The organism is Calidifontibacillus erzurumensis, assembly GCF_013303125.1.
GTDB lineage: Bacteria > Bacillota > Bacilli > Bacillales > Bacillaceae_J > Calidifontibacillus > Calidifontibacillus erzurumensis.
The window spans coordinates 51,633-66,568 of sequence record NZ_JABTTE010000006.1 but is presented as its reverse complement, the minus strand read 5'-3'; the positions used below and the strand labels follow the sequence as shown (position 1 = coordinate 66,568).

12 protein-coding genes are annotated in these 14,936 nt (G+C 36.1%); 8 read left to right on the top strand and 4 right to left on the bottom strand.

The annotated features are described in order from the left end of the window. Positions 1 to 34 precede the first annotated feature (34 nt). Both HR057_RS06665 and HR057_RS06660 read right to left on the bottom strand, forming a co-directional pair. On the bottom strand, positions 35 to 691 hold the full coding sequence (locus HR057_RS06665) for a lytic transglycosylase domain-containing protein (protein WP_173730652.1): 657 nt from the start codon (positions 689 to 691) through the stop codon (positions 35 to 37). Further along, positions 688 to 1,284, bottom strand: a complete 597-nt coding sequence (locus HR057_RS06660) for a CYTH domain-containing protein (RefSeq protein WP_173730651.1) — start codon at positions 1,282 to 1,284, stop codon at positions 688 to 690. The genes HR057_RS06665 and HR057_RS06660 overlap by 4 nt, the downstream gene beginning before the upstream one ends. Positions 1,285 to 1,425: 141 nt before the next feature. Between HR057_RS06660 and HR057_RS06655 the strand changes: the two genes are divergently transcribed. Beyond that, positions 1,426 to 2,259 (top strand): NAD kinase, encoded by an 834-nt coding sequence (locus tag HR057_RS06655; protein ID WP_173730650.1) that lies wholly within the window; start codon positions 1,426 to 1,428, stop codon positions 2,257 to 2,259. A gap of 501 nt (positions 2,260 to 2,760) precedes the next feature. Beyond that, a complete protein-coding gene (locus tag HR057_RS06650) occupies positions 2,761 to 3,651 on the top strand; it encodes an RluA family pseudouridine synthase (RefSeq protein WP_407926119.1) in 891 nt (296 codons plus the stop codon). Positions 3,652 to 3,747: 96 nt separating this feature from the next. Here HR057_RS06650 and prpE read toward each other — a convergent pair whose 3' ends face one another. Next, positions 3,748 to 4,488, bottom strand: a complete 741-nt coding sequence (gene prpE / locus HR057_RS06645; RefSeq protein WP_173730725.1) for a bis(5'-nucleosyl)-tetraphosphatase PrpE — start codon at positions 4,486 to 4,488, stop codon at positions 3,748 to 3,750. Positions 4,489 to 4,569: 81 nt separating this feature from the next. Beyond that, entirely contained in the window at positions 4,570 to 5,754 is a 1,185-nt protein-coding gene (locus tag HR057_RS06640; RefSeq protein ID WP_173730648.1) for an FtsW/RodA/SpoVE family cell cycle protein, read from the bottom strand. A gap of 171 nt (positions 5,755 to 5,925) precedes the next feature. Between HR057_RS06640 and mgtE the strand changes: the two genes are divergently transcribed. From mgtE to HR057_RS06610, 6 genes are all read left to right on the top strand, one after another. Beyond that, complete coding sequence (gene mgtE, locus HR057_RS06635; RefSeq protein ID WP_173730647.1) at positions 5,926 to 7,290, top strand: magnesium transporter; 1,365 nt, start codon at positions 5,926 to 5,928, stop codon at positions 7,288 to 7,290. 84 nt (positions 7,291 to 7,374) lie between these two features. After that, positions 7,375 to 9,216, top strand: coding sequence for a monovalent cation:proton antiporter family protein (locus HR057_RS06630; protein WP_173730724.1), 1,842 nt, complete (start codon positions 7,375 to 7,377; stop codon positions 9,214 to 9,216). A 265-nt stretch (positions 9,217 to 9,481) separates the two neighbouring features. Further along, a complete protein-coding gene (fabI, locus tag HR057_RS06625; protein WP_173730646.1) occupies positions 9,482 to 10,255 on the top strand; it encodes an enoyl-ACP reductase FabI in 774 nt (257 codons plus the stop codon). Between the two features lie 424 nt (positions 10,256 to 10,679). Further along, positions 10,680 to 12,533 carry a CotO family spore coat protein gene (locus HR057_RS17305; protein WP_173730645.1) on the top strand — a complete coding sequence of 618 codons (1,854 nt, stop codon included), beginning with the start codon at positions 10,680 to 10,682 and terminating at the stop codon, positions 12,531 to 12,533. Between the two features lie 167 nt (positions 12,534 to 12,700). Next, positions 12,701 to 13,468, top strand: a complete 768-nt coding sequence (locus HR057_RS06615; RefSeq protein WP_173730644.1) for a hypothetical protein — start codon at positions 12,701 to 12,703, stop codon at positions 13,466 to 13,468. A gap of 115 nt (positions 13,469 to 13,583) precedes the next feature. After that, positions 13,584 to 14,933 (top strand): arsenic transporter, encoded by a 1,350-nt coding sequence (locus HR057_RS06610; RefSeq protein ID WP_173730643.1) that lies wholly within the window; start codon positions 13,584 to 13,586, stop codon positions 14,931 to 14,933. Positions 14,934 to 14,936: the final 3 nt, after the last annotated feature.

The following is a 14,936-nucleotide window of genomic DNA, read 5'->3' as shown; positions in this document are numbered from 1 at the left end:
TTCCTAGAGCCAAGTCTAGGAAAGGCGTTTTGTATTAAGAAAAGTAGGTATTCGTTACTTTTTTAACATAGGCGATCGTTTCTTTAAAAGGAGGGATCCCATTATATTTATCTACATTGCCTGGACCGGCATTATAGGCGGCAAGAGCAAGCTCAACATTCCCATTATACTTGTCCAACATTTTTCTTAAATATTTTGTTCCCGCTTCAATGTTTTCTTTTGGATCATAAACATTTTTTACACCGAGACCTTTTGCAGTTGCCGGCATCAACTGCATCAAACCGGCTGCTCCAGCCTTGCTTTTGGCTAGAGGATTAAAATTTGACTCATGTTTAATGACAGCTTTGATCAAACTGGCATCTACGCCATACTTTGCTGCAGCTTCTTCTATGATGCTGTCATAGGCGGTAGAAAGGTCTCTTTTTTCTGCAGGTGGAAGAGTATATTTATGTATATGAAAGTTTGGTGTTAAGGCTTGTAATTCTTCTAAAACTAGCGGCGTTAAAGATTGAGACCTTTTGCTAATATTTTGTTCATCTGATGGCAATTTCGTCTGCAATTTCGCAATTTCTAATTGCAAAAAGTCCGAAAAAGGATCAGATTGGACATCTATTGATTTTGATGAATAATTAAAACTTCTTAATGCTTGTATTTCCATTAATGTTTTCAGTTGATTGGCATCGATTTTCATGATTTCTCTTCCTCTTTAGCTTTTGTTTCGAAAAATCTCAATATTTTATTTTTAGCAGGTCTTAAAGGGACGTTGTGCTGCTGTAGAAGTGCTAAAAATCTTTCTTTGCCTGTTTCTTTATTTTGAACTTCATATTCTAGCTCATAATCTTCATGATTTAAATAAAAACTATGGTCAAGAACTAGCAGATTTTCGCCATCGCGGATTTCTGCACGATTCGTTTTTAATGTTCCTAAATAAGTAATTGCTTGTGGATCAATGTCTAGCTTGAGAATCGCTTCTTTCACTTCGCCGTCTATGAACACTTCAGCTTTGTTAGATAAAAGCAATTTTGCTTCTTCTTCCGTTATTTTTTGATGCGTTTCAAGTAGACCTTCTTTATGAGGCTGTTTAAGTGTAAGAAAATAGACATCTTGTTTTTTTCGAATTCTAAGAGCGGATTGTCGTGATTTGAGTAAAAAGTTAGGCGTATCAAAATAATGGTTTTCTTGGGTGATGAAATCATCATCTGTAATATTGAAAGAAGTTTTGAATGCTTCAAATTCAGTTTTTGTAAGTAAATTTTTAAATTCAATCTCAATCTCTTGACTCATAAAAAAACTCCTAAAAATAAGGATGATAGCATACATATAATATTATGATAGATATCTGTATTAAAATCAATGGAATTAAAATGAAGCACATTATGTGATAAACTATTACTATAATTATAAAAGGAATGGAAGTCGGTTGTTATGAAATTTGCGATTACGTCTAGAGGGGATCAAACCTCAAATGCATTGAAGATGAAAATGAAAAACTATTTATTGGATTTCAATCTAATCTTTGATGAAAAGGAGCCAGATATTGTCATATCCATTGGTGGTGACGGTACCTTCCTTTATGCTTTTCATCAATATCAGCACCGATTAGACAAAACAGCTTTTGTTGGTGTCCATACAGGGCATCTTGGGTTTTATGCCGATTGGGTTCCATCTGAAATAGAAAAGCTGGTCATTGAATTAGCGCGCACTCCGTTTTCTGTCGTGGAATACCCAATTCTTGAAACGATTGTCCGCCATATTGACGGAGGGAAAGAGACGCTGTATTTGGCACTAAATGAAGCTACTATTAGAGCGACAGAAGGTTCACTCGTTATTGATGTTGAAATTAAGGGACAGAAATTTGAAACATTCCGTGGCGATGGACTATGCGTATCAACTCCATCGGGCAGTACCGCTTATAATAAAGCATTAGGCGGTGCGATCATCCATCCATCGATTGAAGCGATTCAAGTAACGGAAATGGCGTCAATTAATAACCGCGTTTTCCGAACAATTGGGTCGCCTTTGATTTTGCCTGCCCATCATACATTATTACTACGACCAAAGAAAGAAACTGATCTTTTAGTTACAGTCGATCACAAAACAATTTTACATAATGATGTTAAGTCTATCCAATGCCGTGTTGCTGATCAAAAAGTAAGATTTGCCCGCTATCGTCCATTTCCGTTTTGGAATCGGGTTCGTGATTCGTTCGTAGGAGATGAAAGACCGAAATTTTTACCGGATGAAATAAATAAACGATGAAAGAATTATTGCATTTACTATATTTCTGGTTTCTGGTTAGCCCCCTAGGTCTTGGGGATCGCTTTTGAAATATGAGTTTTTGTATTTTTCTATATTTCTGGGTAACCGTGCAAGTTGTACCAAACTATTTTTAAACGCTAAGTCGGAAAGCGATTGTATTTTATCCGAGGAAAAAAGTAGTGGAGCTAGAGATCTTTTATCTTATTTGAGGAAAGCTTTTACCCTAAGGAATTTGAGAGGTATAGCCCAATTGGTTAGTTAGGGTTGAATCTGTTTCGGACAAGGGATGGCGATTGTCATCTTGATCGTCCGAATGTTTGAAAAAAACATCTTGATTTTTATATCAGAAAAGAATAGCGCAACGTGGCCGCCCAACTCTAATTTATTACCCAAGGGCAAGTGGGTTCGTATTGAAAAAACAACAAATTTACTAAACTGTGGGTAGTAAAAAACACCCTCTAAGAAAGGATGGCATCATAAAAAAAAGATATGGTGGTTGATGTGAACGCATTTCAATTGAAATGGACGATAGAAAAAGAGCATGCTGGTATGCTTATAAGAGAGTTTTTACTTGAGGAAAAAGGAATTTCTAGACGTGCCCTTACTGATATTAAATTTAAAGGGGGCACGATTTTGTTGAATGGCCATCCTGTCACGGTTCGTGCAGTGCTTGAGGAAGGGGACTGTTTGGCCGTTCAATTTCCGCCGGAAACCCCTAGTTGTGGGATGAAAGGCGAAGATATCCCACTCGATATTATTTATGAAGATTCCTTTATACTTATCATAAATAAACCGCCCTTTATGCCATCCATTCCATCCCGGGAACATCCAAAAGGGACATTGGCTAATGCGCTTATTCATTATTATGAAAAAATAGGATTACAATCTACGGTTCATATCGTGAACCGATTAGATAAAGATACGTCAGGCTTAATGATCATAGCCAAAAATCGCTTTGTCCATTCATTATTTTCATTGGAACAAAAAAATAAACGGATTGAGCGGACATATGAAGCGGTCGTTCACGGATTGGTAGAATATGATAGTGGAACGATTGATGCTCCAATAGGACGAAAAGAAGAGAGCATTATCGAGCGGGTTGTAAGAAATGACGGACAGGATGCAATTACACATTATCGTGTCATAAAACGATTGAAAGATCGGACACTTGTCTCTCTAAAACTGGAAACCGGACGAACGCACCAAATCCGGGTTCACATGTCCCATATTGGACATCCATTAGTAGGGGATGATCTATATGGAGGAAAAAAAGATTGGATTGAAAGACAAGCATTGCATAGTAAATATGTTCGTTTTTACCACCCGCTGCTTGGAAAAGAATTAGAATTTTCAACACCACTTCCAGAAGATATGAAAAATTTAATAACATAAATAGCAAAAGCGCTATAAAAGGCGCTTTTTTTTATCTGCGGTGTGGTGCCAGACCCCTCTGGTGTACCGTCTCTGGTACCGTCTACGGCACCGGCTTTAATCGAATTGCCTAAATTTTTCTGGAACTTTTGGCATTGTTGATGGAACGGAAACGGTTTCCATCTCAGGATAGCGTAGGGCTGTTAGCATTCCGCCAAAAACACATCCTGTGTCAATATTCCATGTTTTATTTATTTGCCGAGGCTTTTCAACAGGTGTATGGCCATAAACGATCCACGCATCACCTTTATAATGTTTCGCCCAATCTCTTCTGACAGGCGTACCATCCGGATTTGTTTCGCCTGTAATATCACCATATAAAACAAAAGTTTTTACTTTATTGCCAGTTTTGCCAATATAATCTTGACGTATGCCAGCATGGGCAACAACTAATTTACCATCGTCGAGCTCTAAATATAATGGTGCTTGTTCAAAAAGTTTCATAAAATGGGAGCGGACTTTTGTTTTTTCTTTTTCTGAGAGATTATTATATTCAGCAACGGTTGTTTCCAACCCATGTTTGATTTGCACATTTCTCCCTAAGAAAAAACGATATAATTTATCGCAATGGTTTCCAGGGACATAGAAAGCTGAATTTTTTTCGATGACAAGGGTATAAACCATTTCCATCATTTTTATCGATTCTGGACCGCGATCTGTTAAATCACCGACAAACACGAGCTTTCTTTTTTGCGGATGAACCGGAAAACCTTCATCCCATTTGTATCCCAGCTTCTTTGTTAATTCCACGAATTCTTGAAAGCAGCCATGAATATCACCGATAATATCAAACAATATAAGGCCCCCTTTCTTGTGTCTCATGAATAAAAATAGAAATCGGCATCATTGCCGATTTCACAGTCTTTAAAAATATTGCCGCTAGTTTCCAAACATATACTTTCGTGTACGAGAACGAACATTTAACACGATTCCTACAGCTATCATACTCGTGAGCAGTGAACTACCCCCATAGCTGATAAAAGGGAGGGTAATACCGGTAATAGGCATTAACTGAATGGTCATACCAATATTTTGAAACACTTGGAATGTGATCATACCAATGACTCCGGTACATAAATAACTTCCATAAGGATCATGACTTTCAAGCGCTGTATGAATCATTCTGTATATTAATAAGAAGAACAAAGAAACTACAATGCTCGCTCCAATAAATCCAAATTGCTCACCAATGACTGCAAATATGAAGTCGGTATGCGCTTCAGGAAAATATACTTGGCCGTTCATTAGACCTTTCCCTTGCAGCTGCCCGGAACCGATAGCGAGCAGTGATTTAACCAACTGGAATCCATAGTTACTTGCAAACTCATGAGGTGCAAGCCATCCATAGAAGCGGTTTAATTGGTGCTCTTTAAGAACGTATGTTTTTATAAAATCCGGGTTGACAAAATATATAAAAACTAATAACCCAATCATGAGTAATCCACTTACTGCAATACCGGCTAATACCCGCCACTTGATTCCAGAGACAATCAGAAGTGAGCCGACGATTGCAGAAATTACGATGGCTGTTCCTAAATCTGGTTGTTTTAAAATTAATAACAACGGTACAGCTGTGATCCCTAGGATTTTTCCTAACAAAATCAAGTCTTCTCTGATCGTGCGGTCGTCAGGATATGTTTCATTATGTTTTACAATTACTTGGCTTAACAAAATAATTAAAAATATTTTCATTAATTCCGCTGGCTGTAGGTTTCCGACAACAGGAAGAACATACCAGCTGACAGCACCATTGATAACTGGAGCAATTTTCGATGGTCCTAACACTTCCAGTCCAAGTAAAAGAATGAGACCAAAACCATACAAATACCAAGAGAAATTTTTAAAACGGTCAAAATCAATAATCATTGTTAAAGCAATGGCAATAAAACCAATAAAATACCAAAGGACTTGTTTCCCTACAAAATTGTAATTTTGCAGTTTGGCCGGAAGAGATGGTTGAATACTATAAATGGCTATTAAACTGACTGTACCTAATAATAAAACAATAATAATAAGAGCTACATCTATCTTCTGATAAGGAGCTTTTTCCTTTTCACTTTCCATAACAATAGTTCCTTTCTATTGATGCTTTCTTCCCTATCCTATCTTAACGAAATTCAAGCGACTTGAAAAGGATTAGAAAAGGTTTGACAAATAATAGGTACCATTTTACGATAAAAAAGGTTTTATGGGTCGTGTGGAAAATCTACATAATAAAAGGTAGGGGTGAGCGGTATGCCAGATACGAAAAAGAAAATGGATGAGGAATTTGCTTCTTTATTAATGAATGCTATTCAAAAAAATGATATCGATGCTTTTCGAAAAGAATTTCTTGAAGTTCATCCATACGATCAAGCAAAATTTTTCGTAAGCCAGGAAGAGGATATTAGAAAACAAATTTATACATATTTGTCACCGGCTGAAATGGCGGAATTGTTTCATAATCTCGACAGCGAAGACCAGGAAAAAATACTTCATGAAATGGCCCCTTCCTATGTTGCAGAAATGCTTGCCCAAATGTATGCCGATGATGCGGTCGATGTATTAAATGAACTTGAAAAAGACCAAGTCGTAAGCTATTTGACTATCATGGATGATGAAGCTGCTAAAGAAATTAAAGATTTGCTTCATTATGAAGAAAAAACTGCTGGAAGCATTATGACAACGGAATTTGTGGCAATCTCCGCTAATAAAACGATCCGCGAAGCAATGAAAATCTTAAAATCGGAAGCCCCAGATGCAGAAACAATCTATTATATCTATGTTGTCGATGATGAAAAAAGGCTTGTTGGTGTATTGTCTTTGAGAGATTTAATCATTGCTGATGACAACAAGCTCGTTTCTGAAGTGATGAATGATCGCGTCGTTTACGTTTCTGTCAGTGAAGACCAAGAAAACGTTGCACGGATGATGATGGACTATGACTTTGTAGCTCTGCCCGTTCTTGACTATCAAAGACATTTATTAGGAATCATAACAGTTGACGATATTATGGATGTTATCGAAGAAGAAGCATCAGAGGACTATTCAAAACTTGCTGGTGTACCAGATGGGGAAGGCAATGGTTATTCAGCTTTTTCAGCAGCAAAAAAGCGGCTCCCTTGGCTCATTATTTTATTACTTCTCGGCATGTTTACAGCTAGCTTAATCGGACGATTTGAGGAAACTTTAAATAAAGTATCTATTTTGGCTGTCTTTATCCCGCTGATTGCCGGTATGGCCGGAAATACTGGAACGCAGGCGCTTGCTATAGCTGTCCGTGGAATAGCCCTTGGAGAAAGTGATCATAATAGCAAAGTGCAATTGCTGCAAAAAGAAATTGGTACAGGGCTTATCATTGGATTTGTATGCGGGATTCTTGTTATGCTTATTGTAGATGTATGGCAACATAACTTCTATTTAGGATTGTTAGTCGGTACTGCGATTTTTTGTACGCTGACCGTTTCAACGATGACCGGTGCCTTAATTCCATTAGTCATGCATAAATTTAAAATCGATCCTGCAGTTGCATCTGGACCATTTATTACAACATTAAATGATATCATTAGCATTCTAATTTACTTTGGACTCGCAACCCTATTAATGAATTATTTAGTTTAATAAGGGTTTGCACCTCACTAACGACCTAAACAGCAAGACTTATTATAAAACCAACCACCAAAAAAACGATGGAGGTGTTCGTTTATCGAAGCGCATGCGTCTGTTTCATCATTGGCCATAGTCCTCTTGGCCGCTTTTCTTACGCCAATTTTGTTGCATCGACTGAAATTAAATATGATTCCAGTCGTGGTTGCAGAAATCATAGTTGGTCTAATCATTGGAGAAAGTGGTTTTAATTTAGTCCATTCTGATATGTGGCTAGAAACCCTTTCATTATTAGGTATTATCTTTTTAATGTTTTTAAGCGGAGTCGAAATTGATTTTTCAGTATTTGCTTCTGGCAAACAAAAAGAAAATAAAAATGTAAATACTTTTAAGGTTGCATCCATATATTTTATTGGCATTTTTATTTTGGCTTATGGTTTGTCACTATTGTTTGTTTGGACAGGATTTGTGAAAAATGCTTTATTTATGACTTTAATTATTTCGACGATTTCTTTAGGTGTAGTTGTTCCGACATTAAAAGAAGCACAAATAATGCAAACATCGATCGGGCAAACGATTTTGTTAGTAGCCGTCATTGCTGATTTAGTCACGATGGTGCTGCTTGCTGTTTTCGTTTCCATGTATGGCGAAGATCAAGGAAATATGTGGCTTTTACTAATTTTATTTGGTGCTGGTGTGCTTCTTTATTTTGTTGGAAAATATTTCAGGCACCAATCATTTTTGGAAACGATGGCAAAAGGAACGATCCAAATTGATATGCGCGCTGTTTTTGCCTTGATTATTCTTTTGGTAGGCTTATCAGAAACGCTTGGTGCAGAAAATATTTTAGGTGCGTTCCTTGCAGGGGTTCTTGTTTCGCTTCTCTCGCCGAATCAAGACATGGTTCATAAACTTGATTCATTTGGGTATGGATTTTTGATCCCAATCTTTTTTGTAATGGTTGGAGTTCGGTTAAATTTATGGGAATTGTTTAGCGATGCTAAAATTTTATTATTAATCCCACTTTTATTAGCTGCGTTGTTTGTTTCAAAAATCTTGCCTGCTATTGTAATGAGAAAATGGTTTGATTGGAACACAGTTTTAGCCTCTGGATTTTTATTAACATCTACTTTATCGCTTGTCATTGCTGCAGCGACCATTGGGGAACGGATGGAAATACTCTCCTCCCAAGAATCAGATGCACTTATTTTAGTTGCTGTCATTTCAAGCATTTTATCGCCGATCATGTTTCGAAAATTTTTCCCTAACCACCATATTTCCGTTCCTAAAATAAAAGTCGGATTTATCGGTGCTAATCAAACGACATTACCGGTCACACGCCAATTATCACCTGACCATTATGAGACGTTTATTTATCACGTAAAACAGGAAAAAATTGAAAATCTTCATTCAAGTTCGCTATTTCATATTGTAGAAATTGAAGATTATTCTATCGATATACTAGAAAAAAATCATGTTTTTAATGTTGACGTTTTAGTCGTATTTACAAGTGATGATCAAACGAATGCGGATATAGCTATTTATGCGAAAGAACAATACGGAATTGACCGCGTAATTGCAAGAGCAGAATCACCTGATTTTGAAAAGAAATTAAGAAATCATAATATTGACGTGTTTTCTGTTATTTTCTCAACGAAAACATTGTTAAAAGCGATGATAGAATCGCCAAGCCTTATCAATATTTTGACTACAGAAGAAAACGCCTTGTATCAAATTAATATGAAAAATCCGCGTTATGCGGGAATTTTGCTTCGCAATTTTCCTTTTTTAGGAGATGTTATTTTTGTTCGGATTTTCCGCGGCAAAGATTCGATTGTTCCGCATGGTGATACAGAACTGCAGCTAGATGACCGTTTAATCGTCACTGGTTCAAAAGAATATGTGGAAGAGTTGCGACGAGTGTTTGAGTATGGTAATTGACGGATGAAGTTTGTAAAAAATTATGAGTGGTTTTTAAACTATTAATAGAAGTTCAAATTGCTAAAAATTACTATAGACCGGATAGAGATATGATATAATGTAAAATGGAAAAATTGTATTTTTATAAGAACAAATACAATGGATGGAAGTATATTGGGCCATCTTTTGGCCCAATAATTTTCCTTTATTACCAAACTTAATGGGATGATTAAAAAAATTGTTTGCACTAAAAAGATTGAAAAGTTTGAAAAGGGAGGAAGAACGAATGATTTCTTTACAAGGTCGTACATATGTCATTATGGGTGTTGCCAATAAGCGAAGCATCGCTTGGGGAATCGCTCAATCTTTACATAAGGCTGGAGCAAGGCTCGTATTTACATATGCCGGTGAACGTTTGGAAAAAAGTGTACGTGAATTAGTAGAAACATTGGATCAAGAAGATTCACTCGTATTGCCATGTGATGTAACGAGTGATGAAAGTATTGAACAAGCTTTTGCACAAATCAAAGAAAAAGTTGGAGTAATTCATGGTGTTGCCCATTGCATTGCTTTTGCTAAAACGGAAGAGTTAAAAGGCGATTATATGAATACAACCCGTGAAGGATTTTTACTCGCCCATAATATTAGTTCTTATTCACTAACAGCGGTTGCAAAAGTTGCTAAAGATTTAATGCCTGAAGGCGGAAGCATTGTAACATTAACGTATCTAGGCGGCGAACGCGTCATGACGAATTACAATGTCATGGGTGTGGCGAAAGCTTCTTTAGATGCGAGTGTTAAATATTTAGCAAACGACCTTGGAAAGCATGGCATCCGTGTCAATTCAATTTCCGCTGGACCAATTAGAACGCTCTCAGCAAAAGGTGTTAGTGATTTTAATGTCATTTTAAAGGAAATCGAAGAAAAAGCACCATTGCGCCGTACGACAACTCAAGAAGAAGTTGGTGACACTGCATTATTCTTATTTAGCGATCTTTCAAGAGGAATTACCGGGGAAAATATCCATGTTGACTCCGGATATCATATTATTGGCTTTTAATAATGGGATAAGGAATGGCTTTTTTAAAAGCAACGGAAAAACAGTGAATTCTCTAATTTGCTGTTTTTCTTTTTTTTAAAAATTAGTGCGTTATATTTAGGAGTTTAGGGCAAATGCCACCATCCCATTCATTTTTTTACCTATTTTCCTTTCATACTTCCTTCTAATGCCCCATTATTAATTTTTCGTTTTATGTTAAAAAAATATTGTAAGATATTTAAACTAAAATGCTTCATGATGAATTCCCCTAATCAGCTTGATAGAAAAGAAATTTCTCAACTCCTTGTTTTATAGGTTTCAATTAAAAATATATGATTTGTCCAAAACAATTCTACTAATTATTCGTCATGGAAAAATTATGGGCACATTCATCATGGGTGCTGCATAAACTAGGTACGAAACGAGTGAGTAAGGGGGGAGCAAAGTGGAAAGAAAAATTGGAGATACGGTGAATAATCCTCTGATGTATATAACCCAGCCTGCTTATCCACCTGTCAAACTTAAAATGCAGCAATCATGTGTTGTCAAAGTCAGTCCAAGAAAGAAACGAGAGCTGACCGAAGAAGTAGCGGAAAAAGTAAGTGAAACCGTTCAATCATCAAGCACAGCTGTGGATATTTCAGATATAGAATCACACGTAAAAAAAAACCAAATTATCGAAGAACAAACGATACCAAAAAAAGATTTAATCGAAGAAAATGAACAAAAGGTAGTTCTGCAAAAAACAGGAACATCCGAAGTAACGGAAAATACCTTTGAAGAAAAAGTGGAGGTTCCTAAAAAGAATTTAAATAAAATAAAGAAGCGAACAAAAAAAGTATTAGTAAAAAGAGGAAGAATCATAATACCAAATTCAATCGACAAAGGAAAATCAGTAGATGACGAACAAAAGGAAGAAACTGTTAATAACAAATCGAAATTGTTCTTTCCACCAGTAGAAGATCAAGTGAAAAATAACCTCGAAATGGTTATTACACCGGTTGAAGACAAAGTAAAGAATCATGTAGAATCCCATGTTGCACCGGTCGAAGAAAAGTTGAAGAGCAACGTAGAATATCACGTTGAACCAGCAGTAGAAAAATTGAAGAGCAACGTAGAATATCACGTTGAACCAACAGTAGAAGAATTAAAGAGTAACGTAGAATATCACGTTGAACCAACAGTAGAAAAATTGAAGAACAAGGTAGAATTTCATGCTGCACCAGCAGTAGAAAAATTGAAGAGCAACGAAGAATTTCATACTGCACCAGCAGTAGAAAAATTGAAGGGCAAGGTAGAATCTCATGCTGCACCAGCAGTAGAAAAATTAAAGGGCAAGGTAGAATCTCATGCTGCACCAGCAGTAGAAATAATGAAGAATACCGTAGATTCCAATGCTGCACCGATCGAAGAAAAATTGATCATTGAACCACAAGAAAAATTGGATAATTATTTTGCGACTCATGTTGCCCCAGAAGTAGAAAAAGTGAAGACTCATTTTGAACCAGTTATTCCTATGGTAGAAGAAAAATTTGAGAAAAAATTGGAGACACATGAAGCACCGATAGAAAATAAGTTCGAACCGAAACAAGTAGTACCAGTAGAAGAAAAAATAATCAATCCATCAACTCCGGTTGTTAAACCGATAGAAAAACCAGTCAAAAATAAAAGAAAACCAGAAACTTTAAAAGACTTACTGAAAGAAAAACTGCCAGGCTTACAAGATGTAGTTGAAGGAAAACCTGTTCACTTAATGAGTCCACAGGCTAACCATACAGAAATACCGGAAACTCAAGAAGAGGAAAATTCTAAAGAAAATGAGGCAGCAGCGTTAAAACGGCGTATGATTTCAACTTACGGTATTAGGTCAAGCTTTGAGAAAGGAAAAAGAGCTACTATAAAACATACGGAGCGCTCGCTTCCAATCATCAATGCTCAAAAATTGTCGGAATTACGACATGGAATACAATTGGCACAAAATATAGAACAGGCTCCATCCGTAACAGAAAACAGTGTGGACAATGTTGAGCAACAAGCCATAAACTTGGAACCTGACCAAGGAAAGAATAAACCAAAACGATTCAAAGAAATGTCTATCCGAGAAAAAGTGGAATATCTTGTTAATCTTCCAGTTATAGTACCAAAAGTAAAATGTGAAATAAGAACTAAAGCAAATACTTACCAAGGTGTTATAGCCGGATACGCAAACGGCAACGTCATCATTGCCCAACGGAAAAAACCTTTTCGAGTTGAAGTGAAAATTGATGACATTCTTGAAATAAACCGAAAAAGTTTTTAATAAACAGGCTGCAAAAATGTAGTCTGTTTTTTTTTTTTTGTTCTTCTTTTTCAAAATAGGTGATTGCTTCATACCAATTTCTAATAGGTCACATATAGATAAAGTACGAATGTACCTTTAGTGCAAATGGAATGTTAGTACAAGAAAAATGAGGGAGGATAATAAAAATGGAAATTGATAATTCTTTTTTATCAACAATGATCGGAAAAGAGGTAAAGTCTTTCAAAGACGGTCCTGAATCTTGGCATGGAGTATTATTAGCTGTCCACGATGATTATATAAAACTTTTCAATAAGAAAGATGGTTTTATTTATTATAAGACAAAACATATTAAAAATGTTGTTGCTGACTCTAAGCCAGTTATGATTGAAGACATTCCTGATGTTGATGATAACGAAGACCGTTTCCATAAGCTGCTTGAAAACCTAGAAGATCATGAGGTCAAAATCAATTTAGGCGGACCGGAATCAAGAAAAGGGCTGTTGCTCGGGGTAACGGATGAATACTTAGTCCTTTATCATGACAAAGAAGGTGTCATTTATTACAATCTTGAGCATGTGAAAGGCGTCAGTGTGAAATATAAGCCAAAGGCAAAAGAAGATGAGGAACATGAAGGAGAAGAAAACGACAATACAACAGAAATCGCTCAGCCGACTTTTATAGAAGTCAATTCATTGCATCGCTTGTTTAAGAAATTGAAATATAACTTTGTAATGATTAATCGTGGTCCTGATGCTGTGGAAGGCGTTTTAGTTGATGTGAAAGACCAACTATTAACATTAGTTTTTCGTGATGAAGTGTTAAGAGTGAACCAATTTCATGTAAAAAGCGTACGCCAGAAAACAAAATCACAAAATAATGAAAACAACCAAAAAAATGATGAATCTATTTTGCTTGCGAAAAAGAAAATACAAGACCGCAAGAAAAGAAGATAACGAATGTGGAAAGAGTGCATTGATTCTTGGTGTCAGTGCACTCATTTAAAATCAAAGGAAAAAATATAAGGAGGGGAAATACGAATGGAGTTATTGACAAAGAAGGCGAAAATAAATGCATAATTTTCAAAATACGGTTATGCTCATCGTTTTTGCTTTAACGGTCTTTTTTATTATGTGGAGACCGAAGGGGATCAATGAAACGATCCCAACAGCAATCGGTGCAGCCATTGTATTAATGGTAGGAATTGTTCCTCTAACAGATGTTGTAACGATTGCCAATATGATTAGCGGGGCAGTGATAACAATTCTATCAACGATTGTCATGTCCATCGTTTTAGAAAGTATTGGATTTTTTCGATGGGTTGCACTTCATATCGTTAAAAGAGCGAACGGTTCAGGGCTGTTGCTCTATATATATATCATCGCTTTATGTTTTTTAATGACATTATTTTTTAATAATGATGGCAGCATATTAATTACAACTCCAATTTTGATCCAAATGATGAATATATTAAATTTAAAAACCTATCAAAAAATTCCATTCCTTTTATCTGGTGCTATCATTGCTACAGCAGCTAGTGCTCCGATTGCTGTCAGCAATATTGCCAATTTAATTGCATTAAAAATTGTCGGTTTAGATATAAATGGATATGTAAAAATGATGTTTGTTCCCTCCATGATAGGAATTATGACAATTGCTCTCTTGTTGTATTGGTACTTTAAGAAAGATATTCCACGAAATATTTCAGTCATTCCAAATCATTTCAGCAGCCACTCCAATTTTTTCGATCGTCCGCATCAAGAGTTAAAAAATGATAGTACGGTCGATTGGCAACTTTTTAAAATTTGTATTTCAATTGTGATTATTACAAGAGGCAGCTTCTTCCTATTTTCTCCACTGGGGATTCCGATTGAATGGGTTGCAGTCATTGGTGCTGTGCTCCTTGCTGCTATTCGGATGTATAAAACTCGTGAAGGTATAAGTGATATTATTAAAAACACTCCTTGGCATATCTTTATTTTCGCGTTTGGCATGTATGTATTAGTATACGGATTAAGAAATGTCGGTTTAACAAATTTTTTGGTCGATCTTTTAGAAGAAACTGTTGCAAGCGATCCGTTTCATGCAAGCTTAACGATGGGGATGCTTCTAACAGTTATGTCTAATCTTTTTAACAATTTACCGGCTGTTATGATAGGCACTTTGACATTAATAGATATGAATATTGACTTAAATACTTTACAAATCTCTTATTTGGCTGCTGTGATAGGCAGTGATATTGGTGCTTTATTAACACCAATCGGCACTTTGGCAACATTAATTTGGATGTTTACAATACGAAAACACGGAATTCCGTTTACTTGGAGCCAATATGTAAAAGTTACGTTATTAGTTGTACCAATCGGTTTAATTGTAAGTTTACTATGTTTATATTTTTGGTTCGAATGGTTATTTTTATAGAAA